This is a genomic window from Sporosarcina sp. Y352 (assembly GCF_056786535.1).
Map to the genome: position 1 here is coordinate 415,687 of NZ_JBXCJE010000002.1, position 15,875 is coordinate 431,561.

At 41.8% G+C, this 15,875-nt stretch carries 15 protein-coding genes; all 15 read left to right on the plus strand.

Annotated elements, in window-relative coordinates; translation table 11 throughout:
- Position 1 precedes the first annotated feature (1 nt).
- A complete protein-coding gene (locus tag AC1TO6_RS04985; RefSeq protein ID WP_482100498.1) occupies positions 2-961 on the plus strand; it encodes an ABC transporter permease in 960 nt (319 codons plus the stop codon).
- Between the two features lie 154 nt (positions 962-1,115).
- Complete coding sequence (gene yfmF, locus AC1TO6_RS04990) at positions 1,116-2,390, plus strand: EF-P 5-aminopentanol modification-associated protein YfmF (protein WP_482100499.1); 1,275 nt, start codon at positions 1,116-1,118, stop codon at positions 2,388-2,390.
- Between the two features lies 1 nt (position 2,391).
- On the plus strand, positions 2,392-3,690 hold the full coding sequence (gene yfmH / locus AC1TO6_RS04995; RefSeq protein WP_482100500.1) for an EF-P 5-aminopentanol modification-associated protein YfmH: 1,299 nt from the start codon (positions 2,392-2,394) through the stop codon (positions 3,688-3,690).
- Positions 3,687-4,421, plus strand: coding sequence for an elongation factor P 5-aminopentanone reductase (gene ymfI / locus AC1TO6_RS05000; protein ID WP_482100501.1), 735 nt, complete (start codon positions 3,687-3,689; stop codon positions 4,419-4,421). Before yfmH ends, ymfI begins: the two co-directional genes overlap by 4 nt.
- Before the next feature lie 480 nt (positions 4,422-4,901).
- Positions 4,902-5,699 carry a DUF3388 domain-containing protein gene (locus tag AC1TO6_RS05005; protein WP_482100502.1) on the plus strand — a complete coding sequence of 266 codons (798 nt, stop codon included), beginning with the start codon at positions 4,902-4,904 and terminating at the stop codon, positions 5,697-5,699.
- Positions 5,700-5,715: 16 nt separating this feature from the next.
- The gene (locus tag AC1TO6_RS05010) at positions 5,716-6,582 is read left to right on the plus strand and encodes a helix-turn-helix domain-containing protein (protein WP_482100503.1); all 867 of its coding nucleotides are present in this window, start codon (positions 5,716-5,718) and stop codon (positions 6,580-6,582) included.
- 49 nt (positions 6,583-6,631) lie between these two features.
- The gene (gene pgsA / locus AC1TO6_RS05015) at positions 6,632-7,210 is read left to right on the plus strand and encodes a CDP-diacylglycerol--glycerol-3-phosphate 3-phosphatidyltransferase (protein WP_482100504.1); all 579 of its coding nucleotides are present in this window, start codon (positions 6,632-6,634) and stop codon (positions 7,208-7,210) included.
- Positions 7,211-7,224: 14 nt separating this feature from the next.
- Positions 7,225-8,478: a competence/damage-inducible protein A gene (locus AC1TO6_RS05020; RefSeq protein ID WP_482100505.1), complete on the plus strand. Its 1,254-nt coding sequence runs from the start codon at positions 7,225-7,227 to the stop codon at positions 8,476-8,478.
- Positions 8,479-8,653: 175 nt separating this feature from the next.
- Positions 8,654-9,715, plus strand: a complete 1,062-nt coding sequence (gene recA, locus AC1TO6_RS05025; RefSeq protein WP_482100506.1) for a recombinase RecA — start codon at positions 8,654-8,656, stop codon at positions 9,713-9,715.
- 339 nt (positions 9,716-10,054) lie between these two features.
- On the plus strand, positions 10,055-11,614 hold the full coding sequence (rny, locus tag AC1TO6_RS05030; protein WP_482100507.1) for a ribonuclease Y: 1,560 nt from the start codon (positions 10,055-10,057) through the stop codon (positions 11,612-11,614).
- A gap of 64 nt (positions 11,615-11,678) precedes the next feature.
- Complete coding sequence (locus AC1TO6_RS05035; protein ID WP_482100508.1) at positions 11,679-12,476, plus strand: TIGR00282 family metallophosphoesterase; 798 nt, start codon at positions 11,679-11,681, stop codon at positions 12,474-12,476.
- A gap of 86 nt (positions 12,477-12,562) precedes the next feature.
- Positions 12,563-12,835, plus strand: coding sequence for a stage V sporulation protein S (locus tag AC1TO6_RS05040; RefSeq protein ID WP_067211081.1), 273 nt, complete (start codon positions 12,563-12,565; stop codon positions 12,833-12,835).
- Positions 12,836-13,028: 193 nt separating this feature from the next.
- Positions 13,029-14,570 carry a tRNA (N6-isopentenyl adenosine(37)-C2)-methylthiotransferase MiaB gene (miaB, locus tag AC1TO6_RS05045; protein WP_482100509.1) on the plus strand — a complete coding sequence of 514 codons (1,542 nt, stop codon included), beginning with the start codon at positions 13,029-13,031 and terminating at the stop codon, positions 14,568-14,570.
- Positions 14,570-15,001: a YlbF/YmcA family competence regulator gene (locus AC1TO6_RS05050; protein ID WP_482100510.1), complete on the plus strand. Its 432-nt coding sequence runs from the start codon at positions 14,570-14,572 to the stop codon at positions 14,999-15,001. Before miaB ends, AC1TO6_RS05050 begins: the two co-directional genes overlap by 1 nt.
- A 123-nt stretch (positions 15,002-15,124) precedes the next feature.
- On the plus strand, positions 15,125-15,679 hold the full coding sequence (cotE, locus tag AC1TO6_RS05055; protein WP_482100511.1) for an outer spore coat protein CotE: 555 nt from the start codon (positions 15,125-15,127) through the stop codon (positions 15,677-15,679).
- Positions 15,680-15,875: the final 196 nt, after the last annotated feature.

The window sequence follows — 15,875 nt, forward strand, 5'->3', positions numbered from 1 at the left end:
TATGAGTTTCCTAGAGATACTATATTTCATCATTCCGTTAACCATTTCATATGCCGCTCCTCTCATCTTCACTGCAATCGGAGGCGTATTTTCAGAACGTGCGGGTGTTGTTAACATTGGCCTTGAAGGTCTTATGGTTATGGGTGCTTTTATCGGTATTTTGTTCAATCTGTTTTATGCGGATACATTCGGGGCTTGGACACCGTGGATTGCTTTACTAGTCGCAATGGTTGTTTCTGCAATATTCTCTATTATGCACGCAGTCGCTTCGATTACATTCCGTGCTGACCAAGTCGTATCAGGGGTCGCTATTAACATGCTCGGAATTGCGATTGCTTTGTTCTCGGTAAAAATGATTTTCGACAAAGGACAGACGGATTTCATACAGCATAGTATTCCGCGCTTCAACGTTCCGATTTTACATGAAATTCCGTTTATCGGACCACTCTTTTTTAAAGGGATTTATGGGTCTTCGATACTCGCTATAGCACTTGCTTTCTTAGCTTGGTTCATCATTTATAAAACACCATTTGGTCTTCGTCTACGATCCGTCGGAGAACACCCAATGGCTGCCGATACAATGGGAATCAAAGTAACCAAAATTCGTTATATTGCAGTTATCATTTCAGGTGGACTTGCGGGCATCGGTGGAGCTATCTATTCACAGACGATGACGAATGATTTCAGTCATGCAACGATTAATGGACAAGGATTCATGGCACTGGCTGCAATGATTTTTGGGAAATGGCATCCAATGGGTGCGATGGGAGCTGCATTGTTCTTCGGATTCGCACAGGCACTTGCTATCAGCTCATCTAGTATTTCATTCATGGAAAATGTACCATCCGTTTATTTATACATCTTGCCTTATGCGTTGACGATTCTCGCACTTGCAGGCTTTATCGGAAGGTCGAATGCGCCAAAAGCAAGCGGACAACCGTATATTAAAGGAAATCGATAAAAATGATACTGCCTAGATAGTCTGCTACAACAGACTTCTAGGCAGTTTTTTTGAGTAAATGACAATACTTCCGCCGGTATATTTGCATCTTTCGACTCACGGAATGTATAGTGAAGTTAGGATTCCGCATATTAACTAAAACAGAGGTGTTCATATGTTCAAAAAAGTAGTGCTACAAGAAGGCGTCACATTATATATCCGTAAGTCAGAACAATTCAAAACCGTCAACTTCTCTGTGAAGTGGAAATCGGTTCTTGATGATAAAAAATCCGCTCTTCGTGCTGTATTGGCAAATGTTTTAGAAGATTCAAATGGTCGTTACCGGACACAAACTGAATTCCGAAATGCATTAGACGAATTGTATGGAACGGTATTGTACACGGATGCAGGAAAGCGCGGAGAAACACATATTGTCTCCCTGGCTGCAGAATGTGTGAACGATGAGTATTTATCTGAAGGCGGCGTTCTTGAGGAAGTTCTTGGCCTAATTCAAACTGTCATATTTGACCCAAACGCAGTGGATGGGAAATTTGATGAAACAGTTGTCGACCGTGAAAAGAGGTCTGTCAAAGATCGGATTCGTTCGGTTTATGATGACAAGTCGCGATATGCTCAAAAACGTATGCTCGAACTGCTTCGGCCTAATAGCGCAGCGTCTTCATCTTCCTACGGAACGGATAAGGATGTGGATGCAATTACAGCTGCAGATCTTTACAAGACGTATGAAAACATGATTAATGAAGATGAAATTGATATTTACGTTGTTGGTGATATCGACGAAGACGCAATGATAGAAAAAATAAAAACAACATTCACATTCAACGCCCGAAAAGCGTATGAACGCAAAAAGGATGTAAAACAACCAGTTGTGAAATCGGATGAAGTTAAACATGTGCAGGAAAAACAGGAAATGAAGCAAGGGAAATTACACCTTGGATTCAGTACACCTGTGACTTTCCATCATCCTGACTATGCGAAAATGCAAATGACAAATGGTGTTTTCGGTGGATTTTCTCATAGTAAGTTATTCGTAAATGTTCGTGAAAAAGAAAGCATGGCATATTATGCTTCCAGTTCGTATTCTTCGCAATATGGACTTCTCTATGTGACTGCAGGAATCGATGCTGAACTTGAAGAGAAAGCCGTAAACCTCATCAAGGAACAACTTAAGGTACTACAAGCCGGAGATATTACAGACCTTGAAATCGAACAGACGAAGGCGTTGCTCGCTAACGGTATTAAGAGTGCATTCGATTCAGCAAGAGGGCAGATTGAAGTGTTTGATCAATACAAAGAACTTGATGAACATTTCACAGCGCAAACAATTATATCCGGTTGGGAATCCGTAACAAAAGAGGATATTAAAAAGATGGCTTCTGAAATTACGTTAGAAATCGTCTATCTGTTATCCGGCAAGGAGGCTAATTAATATGAAAAAAATTCAATTCGATAATTTGCAGGAAACATTATATAACGAAACGCTCGACAACGGACTGGATGTCTATATTCTACCGAAACGGGGATTCTCAAAAACATTCGTGACATTCACGACGAAATACGGTTCAATTGACCGGGCTTTCGTCCCGCGTGGTAAAACGGAAGAAGTAACTGTTCCGGATGGTATCGCTCATTTCCTCGAACACAAAATGTTTGAAAAAGAAGATGGAGATGTATTTCAGAAGTTCAGTGTCAATGGAGCTTCTGCCAATGCGTTCACTTCTTTCACGAGGACTGCGTATCTTTTTTCTGCTACAGATAAGTTATACGACAACACGGAAGTTCTCCTCGATTTTGTTCAAGAACCGTATTTTACTGAACAGACGGTCGATAAGGAAAAGGGGATTATCGCACAGGAAATTACCATGTACGACGATCAACCCGATTGGCGCCTTTATTTCGGTACAATTGAGAATCTTTTCTATGAACATCCCGTAAAAATAGACATCGCAGGTACGGTCGCGACGATTCAAGATATCACTGCTGAACATTTGTATGAATGCTATGAAACTTTTTATCATCCGTCAAATATGGTCCTGTTTATTGTCGGAGCTGTTGATCCTGCAGAGATGATGGCATTCATCAAAAAGAACCAAGACTCAAAAACATTCGATGAGCCAGCCGAAATTGAACGCCGCTTCCCAACTGAAAAGGAAACGGCAGCCATAGCGAATCGTACACTCGCAATGGATGTGTCTAAACCGAAATTCAATATGGGGATGAAATGCAACAATACGGACATCGAAGGGGAAGAGATGCTGATTCAAGAACTCTCAGCAGGCCTTGTTCTAGATATCCTATTTGGCAGATCTTCTGAATTCTTTACGGAATCATACAAAGACGGTCTTATCGATGAATCCTTCTCTTATGATTTTACAATGGAAAAAGGATTTGGATTTGCAATGGTTGGTTCGGATACTGATCAGCCAGAAGAACTTGAAGCAGCCATTCGAAAAACGGTACGCGATGCGGCAGAGGCGTGGCCAATTACTGATGTGGAACTTAATCGGATGAGAAAGAAAAAAATAGGCCAATTTATGCGTTCTTTAAATTCACCTGAATTTATCGCCAATCAATTTACACGGTACACGTTCAATAACATGAATCTATTTGACGTTGTTCCGATACTTGAAAAATTAACGCTTGAAAAATTGAAAGAAGCATTCCATACGTTTTCAGATGAAAGCGGTCATACTGTTTATTCAATTATCCCAGCCGACAAAGCACAATGACAGACAGGAAATACTGTGTCATCCTTGGTGCATCCGGTGGGATTGGCGGAGCAATCAGTCGGAATCTGGCATCTACAGGATGGTCGTTATACCTTCACTACAATGAAAATACAGCACAAGCGCTTCTTCTTCAGTCGGAACTGATTTCGGCTTATCCGGAAGCGGACTTTCAAATAGTGCAAGCAGATTTTAGTGCAATCGACGGAGCAGACCTACTGGCCAAACAAGTTCCTCGTGCAGGTGCAGTTGTTGTATCGAATGGTCAATCCATGCTTAAATTGTTAACGGAAACAACTGTTGGAGACATGGATGCCTTATGGAAAGTTCATGTCCAAAACCCGGCAAGGCTAATCAGTCTGTTATCGCCTCAACTGCGAGCATTTGATCGATCCTATGTCGTTGTGATTGGCTCGATTTGGGGCCATACGGGGGCGGCGGGAGAAGTGATGTATTCGGCCGTAAAAGGTGCGCAACATGCATTTGTTAAAGCATATGCAAAAGAAGCGGCCTATTCAGGAGTAAGAGTGAATGCAGTTGCCCCCGGATGGATTGAAACGCGGATGAATGCTGACATTCCAATGGTCGAACGACAAATGATTATCGATACGATCCCGCTAATGAGTTGCGGGACACCAGAAAATGTCGCTGACGCAGTTAATTTTCTATTGAGCGGCAAGGCGGATTATATAACGGGTGAGATTTTGAAAGTAAATGGCGGTTGGTATATTTGATTTAACTTCATTCAGCATAAGTCATCCACTTCTATAAGTGGCGAAATGAATGCGAACGCAGTCAGCAATTCAGCGGGGGATCAAACCCTTGCTGAATGGGGAGAAATTGAGTTCCATTTCTCCTTGTTAAAGCCTCCGGCGGATGTCAGAGATTTTGAAGGGAGTTATGAGGAAGGAAGTCTAAGTTCGCGACGTCCTGTCGCAACAAGGAAGGATGTAGTTCAATCCTTCCCTACCGCATGACCTACAAGGAAGGATGCAGTTCAATCCTTCCCCCCTGTAGGCCTCAAGCTCAATTCAAAATTTTGACGCAATCACGCCGAGGCGTGATTGATCTAAGGGGAGTTCGACAATCCCCTTTTTCTTTTACTCTTTTTCCTTTTCATAATGCCTAGAATCCGCTATCATAGAACTATATTGCTTTCTGTGCGTCATATAGTAGTAGATTGTTTGAAAAATGGACAAAGGGGAGTGTGTCGGATGGGTGAATGGTATCTCGAATATGAAATTCAGGTAAACCGTCCTGGTCTTCTGGGGGATATATCATCACTACTCGGAATGCTACGCGTGAACATTGTTACAATCAATGGAGTTGACGGCGGACACCGTGGTATGCTGCTGCGGACCGAAGACGATGATCAGATCGCACGATTCGCACAAATTGCCGAGACGATGGAGACCATTCAGGTGATAAAAATCCGTGAACCGAAATTGCGCGATATTTTAGCGGTCCGACACGGGCGTTATATTCAGCGTGATGCGGATGAAAGAACAACTTTCCGTTTTCTGCGAAGCGATCTTGGAATTCTTGTTGACTTTATGGCGGAGATATTTAAGCAGGAAGGTCACAAGTTAATCGGGATACGTGGAATGCCACGCGTAGGAAAGACTGAATCGGTTGTCGCAGCTAGTGTCTGTGCGAACAAAAAATGGATTTTTCTATCTTCAACAATGATAAAGCAAACACTTCGGAAAAACTTGGCAGGCGATGAGTTTTCGAAGGATAATATCTTCATCCTGGATGGAATTGTTACACGCCGTGCAGATGATGAGCGTCATATGCAACTCGTCAGAGAGATGATGCGAATGCCTTCTATTAAAGTTGTAGAGCATCCGGATATGTTTGTTAAGCATTCTGAATATAGCATTGAGGACTTCGATTACATTATCGAATTGAGAACAGATCCAGAGCAAGAAATTACATATGAAATGATGGAGAAGAACCATATGATGTCGGGCAATGGGTCGACGGACGGTTCAGGTTTATTCAATTTTTGATAGGCAGGTGTTTTTGGTGACTGGATTAGGTGACCGTCTCAAGCAGGCGAGAACGGATAAAGGTTTTACGTTGGAAGATTTACAGTCAATCACGAAAATACAGAAACGGTACCTTTCCGGTATCGAAAATGAAGATTACAGCATGATGCCCGGTTCTTTTTATGTAAGGGCATTTATAAAACAATATGCAGAAGCAGTGGGTCTCGACCCGGATGAAATGCTAACTATGTATAAGGACAGTTCTCCTGCCGTGTCGGCTGAAGATGAGGCAGGACAGTTGCCTTCAACGACGTTAACTCGTAGAAGGGGCTTGAAAAGCAATACCCGGTTAAATGAAATTATGCCGAAAATTATCGTTGCTTTGTTTATCATTTTCATCTTGGTTGTTGTCTGGACCCTCTCTAAAGGTACATCAGATACTTCACCTGGTGTGGATATCATAGAGACCGATCAGCCGGTAACGATGGAGAATAGTAACCCGGATCCATCTAAGGTTGAAAATGATACGACAGACGAAGATCCAGTGGAAGAAGAACCGGAACCTGAAAAAACACAACAGGCTCTAGCTTTTGAAAGCGCAAGTGGAGAAACGTCGATTTATGAACTTACTAATGCTGAAGCGTTCAAACTTGAAATTCGTTTAAACGGAGGTTCTTGGATAGGTGTTAAAGACAATACAGGTAAAGAGTGGATGACACCCGCACGCATCATGAACACTGGGGAAACGATTGAATTCGATGTGACGGCAACAGAATCCGTCCGAATTCGGGTAGGACGTCCTAAGTCAACTGAAATCTATGTGAATGGCGAACTACTTGAATATGGTGTAACGCCACAGGATACTGTTCCGCAAAACATAATGATCAAATACACGAAAGAATGATAGTCATCTACTTCAGATGACTATTTTCTTTGAAAGGAAAGTGTTCTTAATGAATTTACCTAACAAAATAACAGTATCACGTGTCCTACTTATTCCAGTTTTCATGATTTTCATGCTTATCGATTTTGGCATGGGCGATATCGCAGTGGCTGGAACTGAAATGATGAAAGAACATTTAATCGGCGGACTCATTTTTATCATTGCCTCTATAACGGACTGGCTAGACGGTTATATCGCTAGAAAAAACAATCTTGTTACAAATATGGGGAAATTTCTAGATCCACTAGCAGACAAGTTACTCGTTTCAGCGGCTCTTATCATACTCGTTGAGCTTGGTACAGCACCTTCTTGGATTGTGATTATTATTATCAGCCGTGAATTTGCTGTGACAGGTTTACGACTTATCCTTGCAGGTGGCGGGGAAGTTGTAGCGGCAAACCAACTTGGTAAAATTAAAACAGTGGCACAAATTCTAGCGATTACTTCACTATTGTTGAACAATATATTTTTCGAATCGATTGGTTTTCCTTTCGGTGTAATTATGCTTTATATCGCATTGGTGTTTACAGTTTGGTCAGGTTTTGACTACTTCTATAAAAACAGAAAAATTCTGTTGGAGTCAATGTAAGGAGGTGGATGGATATGAAAGCAGAAATAATTGCAATCGGTTCTGAATTGCTGTTAGGACAAATAACGAATACAAATGCCAAATTCATTTCATTGAAACTTGCCGAAATAGGCATTGACGTCCATTATCAGACGGTCGTCGGTGATAATCCTGAGCGTTTAGATGAAGTGATTGAAATTGCAAGGAAACGAGTAGATATTTTAATTTTCTCCGGGGGACTTGGACCGACGAAAGACGACATGACAAAAGAAACAATAGTGAAGCATATTGGTACGACACTTGTCAGCGATGATGATGCGCTTCGTCATATCCAACAGTATTTTGAACGTAGCGGTCGGGTAATGACAGAGAATAATAAAAAACAGGCATTGGTCTTCAAAGGCGCTAAAGTATTGACTAACCGGAATGGCATGGCTCCGGGAATGGCGGTAGAGAAAGAGGGTATACGCTATGTTCTCCTGCCAGGTCCACCACATGAAATGGAACCGATGTTTGAGCATGAGGCAATACCATACTTGTTAGGTCTAACAGGGAAGCATGAAGTCATTACATCTAAAGTATTGAAATTTTATGGGATAGGTGAAGCGGAACTTGAGGACCGGATCCAGTCCATATTAGAAAAACAAACAAACCCAACAATTGCACCGTTAGCAACAGCGGATGCAGTGACATTGCGTATTACTGCAAAAGCGGCAACGAACGATGCAGCGCTACAAATGATTGCTCCTGTAGAAGAGGAAATCCGTTCTCTAGTGGGCGATTTCATCTATGGGGTAAATGAAGATACATTGTCTTCCAAAGCTGCTGAACTTCTAATCCGAAACGGTTGGACATTGGCGGCAGCGGAGAGTTTGACTACTGGCCTATTCATGTCCGAACTCGCTATGGAACCAGGAATCAGTTCGTCACTAGAAGGCGGCATTGTTGTCTACAATGAAAAAACCAAAATGGAACAGCTCGGTGTTGAGCAGTCACTATTGGAGGAATATGGCGTTGTGAGTTCGGAATGTGCGGCTTCTCTTGCAGAGAACGTTAAACGAAAGTTCAAGTCAGACATTGGTATTGGACTCACGGGTGCTGCTGGTCCGGATCCACATGATGGTAAGCCAGCGGGAACCGTTTGGATTGGTATCGCCTCCTCCAATGGAATTACAGAAACACACAAATTATTTTTGTCGGGTTCAAGAAACGTAAATCGTCTCAGAGCAGCTAGATTTGCGACCTATTATCTTATTAAATATCTCACGGCTAAAGAAAGTCAAAATTAAAGTTTAGCCCCTGTTCTCATTTAAAAATGCGATTTATCCCTCTATTCTCACTTAAAACTACATTTTATAAAAAATAGTCGAATAAATGTTCGCTTTTATATTGAGTATTTCTCATTAAAGGAGTATAGTAGGGGTAGTAAGAAAAACAGAACATCACCTTCAGGGAGGAAATAATTTGAGCGACCGTAAAGCAGCATTAGATATTGCGTTAAAACAAATTGAAAAGCAATTCGGTAAAGGATCCATTATGAAACTGGGTGAAAAAACAAACCTGGAACTTGAAACATCTTCGTCAGGCTCCCTTACACTGGATCTTGCACTCGGTATAGGTGGATATCCACGCGGGCGTATCATTGAAGTATACGGACCTGAAAGTTCGGGTAAAACGACAGTTGCCCTTCATGCCATCGCAGAAGTGCAGGCTGCAGGAGGAACAGCGGCATTTATCGACGCTGAACATGCGCTCGATCCGCTTTATGCACAAAAATTGGGTGTCAACATCGATGAGTTGCTACTTTCTCAGCCTGACACGGGAGAGCAAGCACTTGAAATCGCTGAAGCACTCGTACGAAGTGGCGCTGTCGATATTTTTGTAGTCGACTCCGTTGCTGCACTCGTACCTAAAGCGGAAATTGAAGGGGAGATGGGTGATTCGCACATCGGGTTGCAAGCCCGTCTTATGTCCCAAGCTTTACGTAAACTTTCAGGTGCTATTAATAAATCCAACACGATTGCCATATTTATTAACCAAATCCGTGAAAAAGTGGGTGTTATGTTCGGTAGCCCGGAAGTAACACCTGGGGGACGCGCATTGAAGTTTTACTCTTCTGTTCGGATAGACGTACGACGTGGAGAAGCTATCAAACAAGGCAATGATATTATGGGAAATAAAACACGAATTCGCGTTGTTAAAAATAAAGTTGCACCGCCTTTCAAATTGGCGGAAGTTGATATTATGTACGGAGAAGGAATTTCAAGAGAAGGCGAAATTGTCGATCTTGGTGCAGAATCCGAAGTACTTCAAAAAAGTGGATCATGGTATTCATACGAAGGTGAACGAATGGGGCAGGGACGCGAGAACTCGAAACAGTTCTTGAAGGAAAATCCGGATATCCGTGCGGAAATCTCCCGCAAAATTCGTGAATCATATGGACTCGATGGTGCAAAAAATGTTGTTATTACAAATGACATAGACGAAGAAGACGAAGAGCTAGAACTACTTCTTGAAAAAGAATAACAGCGTTTAATAACCGATTTGTCCTTTACTTTGGACAATCGGTTTTTTTATGCTGAGGGCAAGGGAATGGGAGATTACCATTTTGAAACTGAAAGTAAGAAATTCAATGGCATTATCAATTATAAAACCTGTGGTAGTTGTAAAATGCAGGAATAAAAACTGCAATTAATTCATTGAATAATGCGTTCTGAAGACCTCCGTATCCTTGACATGTCAAATTTACATAGATACAATTAGAATTGTATAATTTCATACCCTTTAAATGATTTTGGCAGTATATTGTACGTAGATATATGAGCCGACTGAAAATGAAAAGAATAGCAGGAGGAGGTGAGCTGGATGTTAGTAGAATTTATCATCTTCGCTTTGCTCGGTCTGTTCGTCGGTGCAGTTGTTACCTATATCTTTGGTAAGAAAGTGAATGATTCAAAAGTGACTGGTGCCAAGAACTCGGCAGAACAAATCGTCGAAGAGGCGAAGCGTGAGGCAGAGTCTCTTAAAAAAGAAGCACTACTAGAAGCGAAAGATGAAACTCACAAACTGAGAATTGATGCGGAATCAGAGATCCGTGAACGAAGGGCGGAACTGCAAAAGCAGGAAAGCCGTCTTTTACAACGGGAAGAAAATCATGATCGCAAGGATGAAGCTCTCAATAAAAGAGACTCAGGTCTGGAGCGTAAAGAAGAAGCGCTTACAGGAAGACAACAGCTTATAGAACAGATGGAACGCAAGGCAGAAGAATTAGTAACGGTTCAGAAAACTGAACTTGAAAAGATATCATCACTGACAAGAGATGAAGCAAGAAGGCTCATCTTAAGTGAAGTAGAAAAAGAACTTGCTACAGACATCGCTGTCATGACGAAAGAGTCTGAACAACGTGCAAAAGAGGAATCAGATAAGAAATCGCGTGAAATTCTATCTATTGCTTTACAACGATTCGCTGCAGACCATGTTGCTGAAACGACTGTATCGGTCGTTAATCTGCCGAATGATGAGATGAAAGGCCGCATCATTGGCCGTGAAGGACGAAACATTCGAACGCTCGAAACGTTGACAGGAATTGACCTGATCATCGATGATACACCGGAAGCTGTCATTTTGTCAGGATTTGATCCGGTACGTCGTGAAACTGCACGACTGGCACTTGAGAAATTAGTGGCAGATGGACGGATTCATCCGGCACGCATCGAAGAGATGGTTGATAAATCTAGACGTGAAGTGGATGAGCTCATCCGTGAAACTGGAGAGCAGACAACGTTCGATATCGGAATTCATAATTTGCATCCAGACCTTATCAAAATCATCGGAAGACTGCGTTTCCGTACAAGTTATGGTCAAAATGTTCTGAAGCACTCAACAGAAGTTGCTTATCTCGCGGGATTATTGGCGGCTGAACTTGGAGAAGATGTTACACTCGCACGACGGGCTGGACTACTCCATGATATCGGAAAAGCGATTGATCATGAAGTTGAAGGCAGTCACGTAGAAATTGGTGTAGAACTAGCAACGAAATACAAGGAACACCCTGTCGTTATAAACAGTATCGCCTCCCATCATGGGGATACAGAAGCGACATCGGTAATTGCGGTACTCGTAGCAGCAGCAGATGCATTATCAGCTGCAAGACCGGGAGCACGTAGTGAAACACTTGAAAATTATATTCGCAGACTGAAGAAGCTTGAAGAGATTTCTGAATCGTATGAGGGTGTGGAGAAATCATTTGCAATCCAGGCTGGACGCGAAGTCCGAGTGATTGTTCGTCCAGATCAGATTGATGATATTTCAGCCCATCGTCTAGCGAGAGATATTCGGAAACGAATTGAAGAAGAACTCGATTATCCAGGTCATATTAAAGTAACGGTCCTCCGTGAAACACGTGCGGTCGAATACGCAAAATAGTAAAAAAAGGGGTTTCCGTGATTTCGGTCCGGGAACTTCTTTTTTATTGGGAGAGATATTTTAAATGAAAGTATTATTCATAGGTGATATTGTCGGTTCGCTTGGTAGGGATATGATATTTGATTATTTACCGCGCTTAAAAAGAAAGTACAACCCTGATGTCATTATTGCCAATGGTGAAAATGCAGCAGCTGGAAGAGGCATTACAAAATCAATATTTGACGAGTTGTTACGCGCAGGTGTGGATGTCATAACAATGGGGAATCACACATGGGATCAGAAAGAAATCTATGATTTTATAGATGATACTGATTATCTAATTCGTCCAGCAAACTTTTCAGATGAAGCACCCGGTAAAGGGATGACAACGATTTCACGTAATGGTGTTACATTGTCCATCATTAATCTGCACGGACGGGTATTTTTACCTCCACACGGGGATCCATTTGAAAAGGCGGATGAACTGGTAGCAGAGGCGAGAGAAATCTCCCCGCTTGTTTTCGTCGATTTTCATGCTGAAGCAACGAGTGAAAAAATAGCTATGGGTTGGCATCTTGATGGGAAAGTGTCAGTAGTTGTAGGGACGCACACGCATGTTCAGACGGCGGATGATCGCATTTTACCAGGAGGTACAGCCTATTTGACTGACGCAGGTATGACGGGCCCGTATGATGAAATACTAGGCATGAAAAAAGAGGATGTCCTCTATCGTTTCAAAACCAATTTACCAGTCCGTTTTGAAGTACCTAAATCGGGACGTTCCCAGTTAAATGGACTTTTTGTGGAATTGGATGATGAAAAAGGGCATGCTGTAAAAGTTGAACGTGTTTCTATCAATGATGACCGACCTTTCAAAGGATGATTCGCGTCTAAACGTAACCTCCGAGTCATAGGATGGTTTATGGAGATATCTGTTCCATAGACATCGAAAAATAAGGAGGAATTATGTTGAATCCATTGAAAGTATCATCTCGCTCGAATCCCAATTCCGTTGCTGGAGCACTCGTCGCAGTTATACGGGACCAGGGGTACGCAGAAATGCAGGCAGTAGGTGCAGGTGCATTAAATCAAGCTATAAAAGCAATTGCAATTGCACGAGGATTCGTCGCTCCTAGTGGTGGTGATCTCATTTGTGCACCGGCCTTCACAGATATCGAAATTAATGGTGAGGGACGAACAGCTTTGAAATTGCTTGTTGAAAAGCGACAGCGCAATATGTAAATTAGAAAAGTTGAGACCACAGGAAGCCACTATTTTCCTGTGGTCTTTTAGTTGTTTAAAAATAAAAAGCCTAGTGGAACTGTGACAATCAATCGACAAAGCAGACTCACTCTTGTATAGCCGGTCTATAATTAGATATAATGAAACAATATGTTTAAATTCCTACATTTTCGTAGGAAAGGGGGCAATTTAGATGAGTGAAGAACAGCGCCTGAATGCCGGGCTTTTGGAACCGGCTCATGTTAAACCGCCAGAAAAGGACTATAGCCAATACTTTCAGACAGTCTACGCACCACCATCGTTGAAAGATGCGAAAAAGCGTGGCAAAGAAGAAATTGCCTATCACGATGATTTCAAAATTGACGAACGTTTCCGAGGAATGGGAAACAATCGGAAGTTTTTTATCAGAACGTTTGGCTGTCAAATGAACGAACATGATACAGAAGTAATTGCAGGTATTTTAATGGGGCTAGGTTATGAGGCTACAGAAAATGTCAAAGAAGCAAATCTTATATTGCTCAATACATGTGCCATACGAGAAAACGCTGAAAATAAGGTTTTTGGAGAACTTGGACACTACAAACCTCTTAGGCAGAAGAACCCTGACGTCCTGATTGGCGTCTGCGGATGTATGTCCCAAGAAGAATCAGTTGTGAATAAAATCCTAAAAACGTATGATCAAGTTGATATGATTTTCGGTACACATAATATTCATAGACTTCCTAACATTTTACATGAGGCATACATGTCAAAAGAGATGGTAATCGATGTTTGGTCAAAAGAAGGGGATATCATTGAGAACCTTCCAAAGGTCAGACATGGTAATATCAAGGCATGGGTTAACATCATGTACGGTTGTGACAAATTCTGTACCTATTGCATCGTTCCTTATACACGAGGCAAGGAACGCAGCAGGCGACCACTAGACATCATTCAAGAAGTTCGACAGTTAGCGGCAGAAGGGTATAAGGAAATAACATTGCTCGGACAGAACGTCAATTCTTACGGGAAAGACTTTGATGATATCGGCTACCGTTTCGGTGATTTGATGGACGACTTACGAAAAATCGATATTCCGAGAATTCGTTTCACAACAAGCCATCCCCGTGATTTCGATGACCATTTAATCGAAGTGCTTTCTAAGGGTGGAAATTTAGTCGATCACATCCATCTTCCCGTCCAATCCGGTTCAAGTGATATATTGAAAATTATGGCACGCAAGTATTCACGCGAACACTATCTTAATCTAGTCGGGAAGATTAAAAAAGCGATTCCGAATGTAACGTTAACAACAGACATTATCGTTGGATTCCCGAATGAAACGGACGAGCAGTTTGAAGAGACGATGTCCTTATATAGAGAAGTCGGTTTCGATATCGCCTATACGTATATTTATTCACCAAGGGAAGGTACACCAGCTGCAAAAATGGTTGACAATATCCCAATGGAAGTGAAAAAAGAACGTCTGCAGCGGTTGAATAATCTTGTTAATGAATTATCCGCGGAAGCGATGAAACCCTACAAAGGAAAAATCGTGGAAGTGTTGGTTGAAGGGGAAAGCAAGCGGAATCCAGAAGTGCTAGCAGGATATACATCGAAAAATAAACTGGTGAATTTCAAAGCACCCCAATCGGCAATTGGGAAAATTGTAAACGTAAAAATAATAGAGGCCAAAACGTGGTCACTCGACGGTGAATTCATCGGCGTTGTAGAAAAGGAAAAGGTGATGTCATAATGGAAAAGATATATACAAAAGATGAAATTATTGCAAAAGCACGCGAAATTGCACACATGATTGCCAACACGGAACAGGTTGAGTTTTTCAAACGTGCGGAAGCACAGATTAATGAAAACCAAAAAATTCGTGAAAACATTGCGAGCCTGAAATCATTGCAAAAACAGGCCGTCAATTTCCAACAGTATGGTAAAGAAAAAGCTTTAAGTATTATTGAAGGTAAAATCGAGAAGATTCAAGCAGATATCGATGAAGTTCCTATCGTCCAGGAATTCAAACAATCACAAGGCGAAGTGAATGATTTACTTCAACTCGTATCGAATACAATTGCAAATACAGTCACAGATGAAATCATCGAAGCGACAGATGGCGATGTACGACGAGGCGAAACAGGTTCTTATGTAAAAAACACAACATATGAAAAACTATAATCAATCATACCAATCGGCGGAAATAAATTTTCTGCCGATTTTTTTCACTCTCTGGGCTTCTCTTGCATAGAATGGATTGAAGCGAATGGAGGAGGAATTAAACTGAAAAATTTACGCCAGATTGTGACGAAGACGGTTATTGCCAAGGGGAAGAAGCGGACCGAAACGACGGTGTCACTTAAGCCGCCGAATAGTCCCACGAGTATACTCGGCTGTTGGGTCATCAACCATACACATCAGGCGAAGAAGGTTGGTAAATACATCGAAGTGAGTGGTAAGTTCGACGTCAACGTTTGGTATTCCCATCAGGATCATTCAAAAACATCTGTATTTACAGAGTCAATTCCTTACAGAGACAAGATTCGGCTACATTATAGAGATGAACCGACGTCAGGTCACGAAGAGGTAATTGTAGATGTCATCCAGCATCCGAATTGTACAGAAGCGGTCATTTCGGAGAGCGGTGAGAAGTTCCAAATCACGATTGAACGCGAATTAATGGCAGAAGTCGTTGGAGAAACTAAAGTATTAATTACGATTCATCCGCAAAGTTTTGAAGAAGAATGGAAAGTCAATGATGAATCATCCTCACATGATGAGGGACATAAATCAGCACGTGGTCAAGGCGGCCCTTCTGGACACGATGCTAAAAAAGGAAAAGAATCATCCTCATTTTGAGAGCCGGAGAACACTACCGGCTTTTTTTGGTTTTTTTACGTTAAGATGAAAAAGGGAAAACTGATCGCTTAGATTTTTGAAGACCACAAAAATCACGCAGAATTTGGGCTCTTCGAATTGAGGCTTTGCTTAGATTTTTGAAGACCGCAAAAATCACGCAGAACCTGGACCCTTCGTTGTCCAGGTTTGGTATAAT

Coding starts and splice junctions, on each gene's coding strand:
- AC1TO6_RS04985 (WP_482100498.1), top strand. CDS start 2: ATGAGTTTCCTAGAGATACTATATTTCATCATTCCGTTAACCATTTCA.
- yfmF (WP_482100499.1), top strand. CDS start 1,116: ATGTTCAAAAAAGTAGTGCTACAAGAAGGCGTCACATTATATATCCGT.
- yfmH (WP_482100500.1), top strand. CDS start 2,392: ATGAAAAAAATTCAATTCGATAATTTGCAGGAAACATTATATAACGAA.
- ymfI (WP_482100501.1), top strand. CDS start 3,687: ATGACAGACAGGAAATACTGTGTCATCCTTGGTGCATCCGGTGGGATT.
- AC1TO6_RS05005 (WP_482100502.1), top strand. CDS start 4,902: ATGGGTGAATGGTATCTCGAATATGAAATTCAGGTAAACCGTCCTGGT.
- pgsA (WP_482100504.1), top strand. CDS start 6,632: ATGAATTTACCTAACAAAATAACAGTATCACGTGTCCTACTTATTCCA.
- AC1TO6_RS05020 (WP_482100505.1), top strand. CDS start 7,225: ATGAAAGCAGAAATAATTGCAATCGGTTCTGAATTGCTGTTAGGACAA.
- rny (WP_482100507.1), top strand. CDS start 10,055: ATGTTAGTAGAATTTATCATCTTCGCTTTGCTCGGTCTGTTCGTCGGT.
- AC1TO6_RS05035 (WP_482100508.1), top strand. CDS start 11,679: ATGAAAGTATTATTCATAGGTGATATTGTCGGTTCGCTTGGTAGGGAT.
- miaB (WP_482100509.1), top strand. CDS start 13,029: ATGAGTGAAGAACAGCGCCTGAATGCCGGGCTTTTGGAACCGGCTCAT.
- AC1TO6_RS05050 (WP_482100510.1), top strand. CDS start 14,570: ATGGAAAAGATATATACAAAAGATGAAATTATTGCAAAAGCACGCGAA.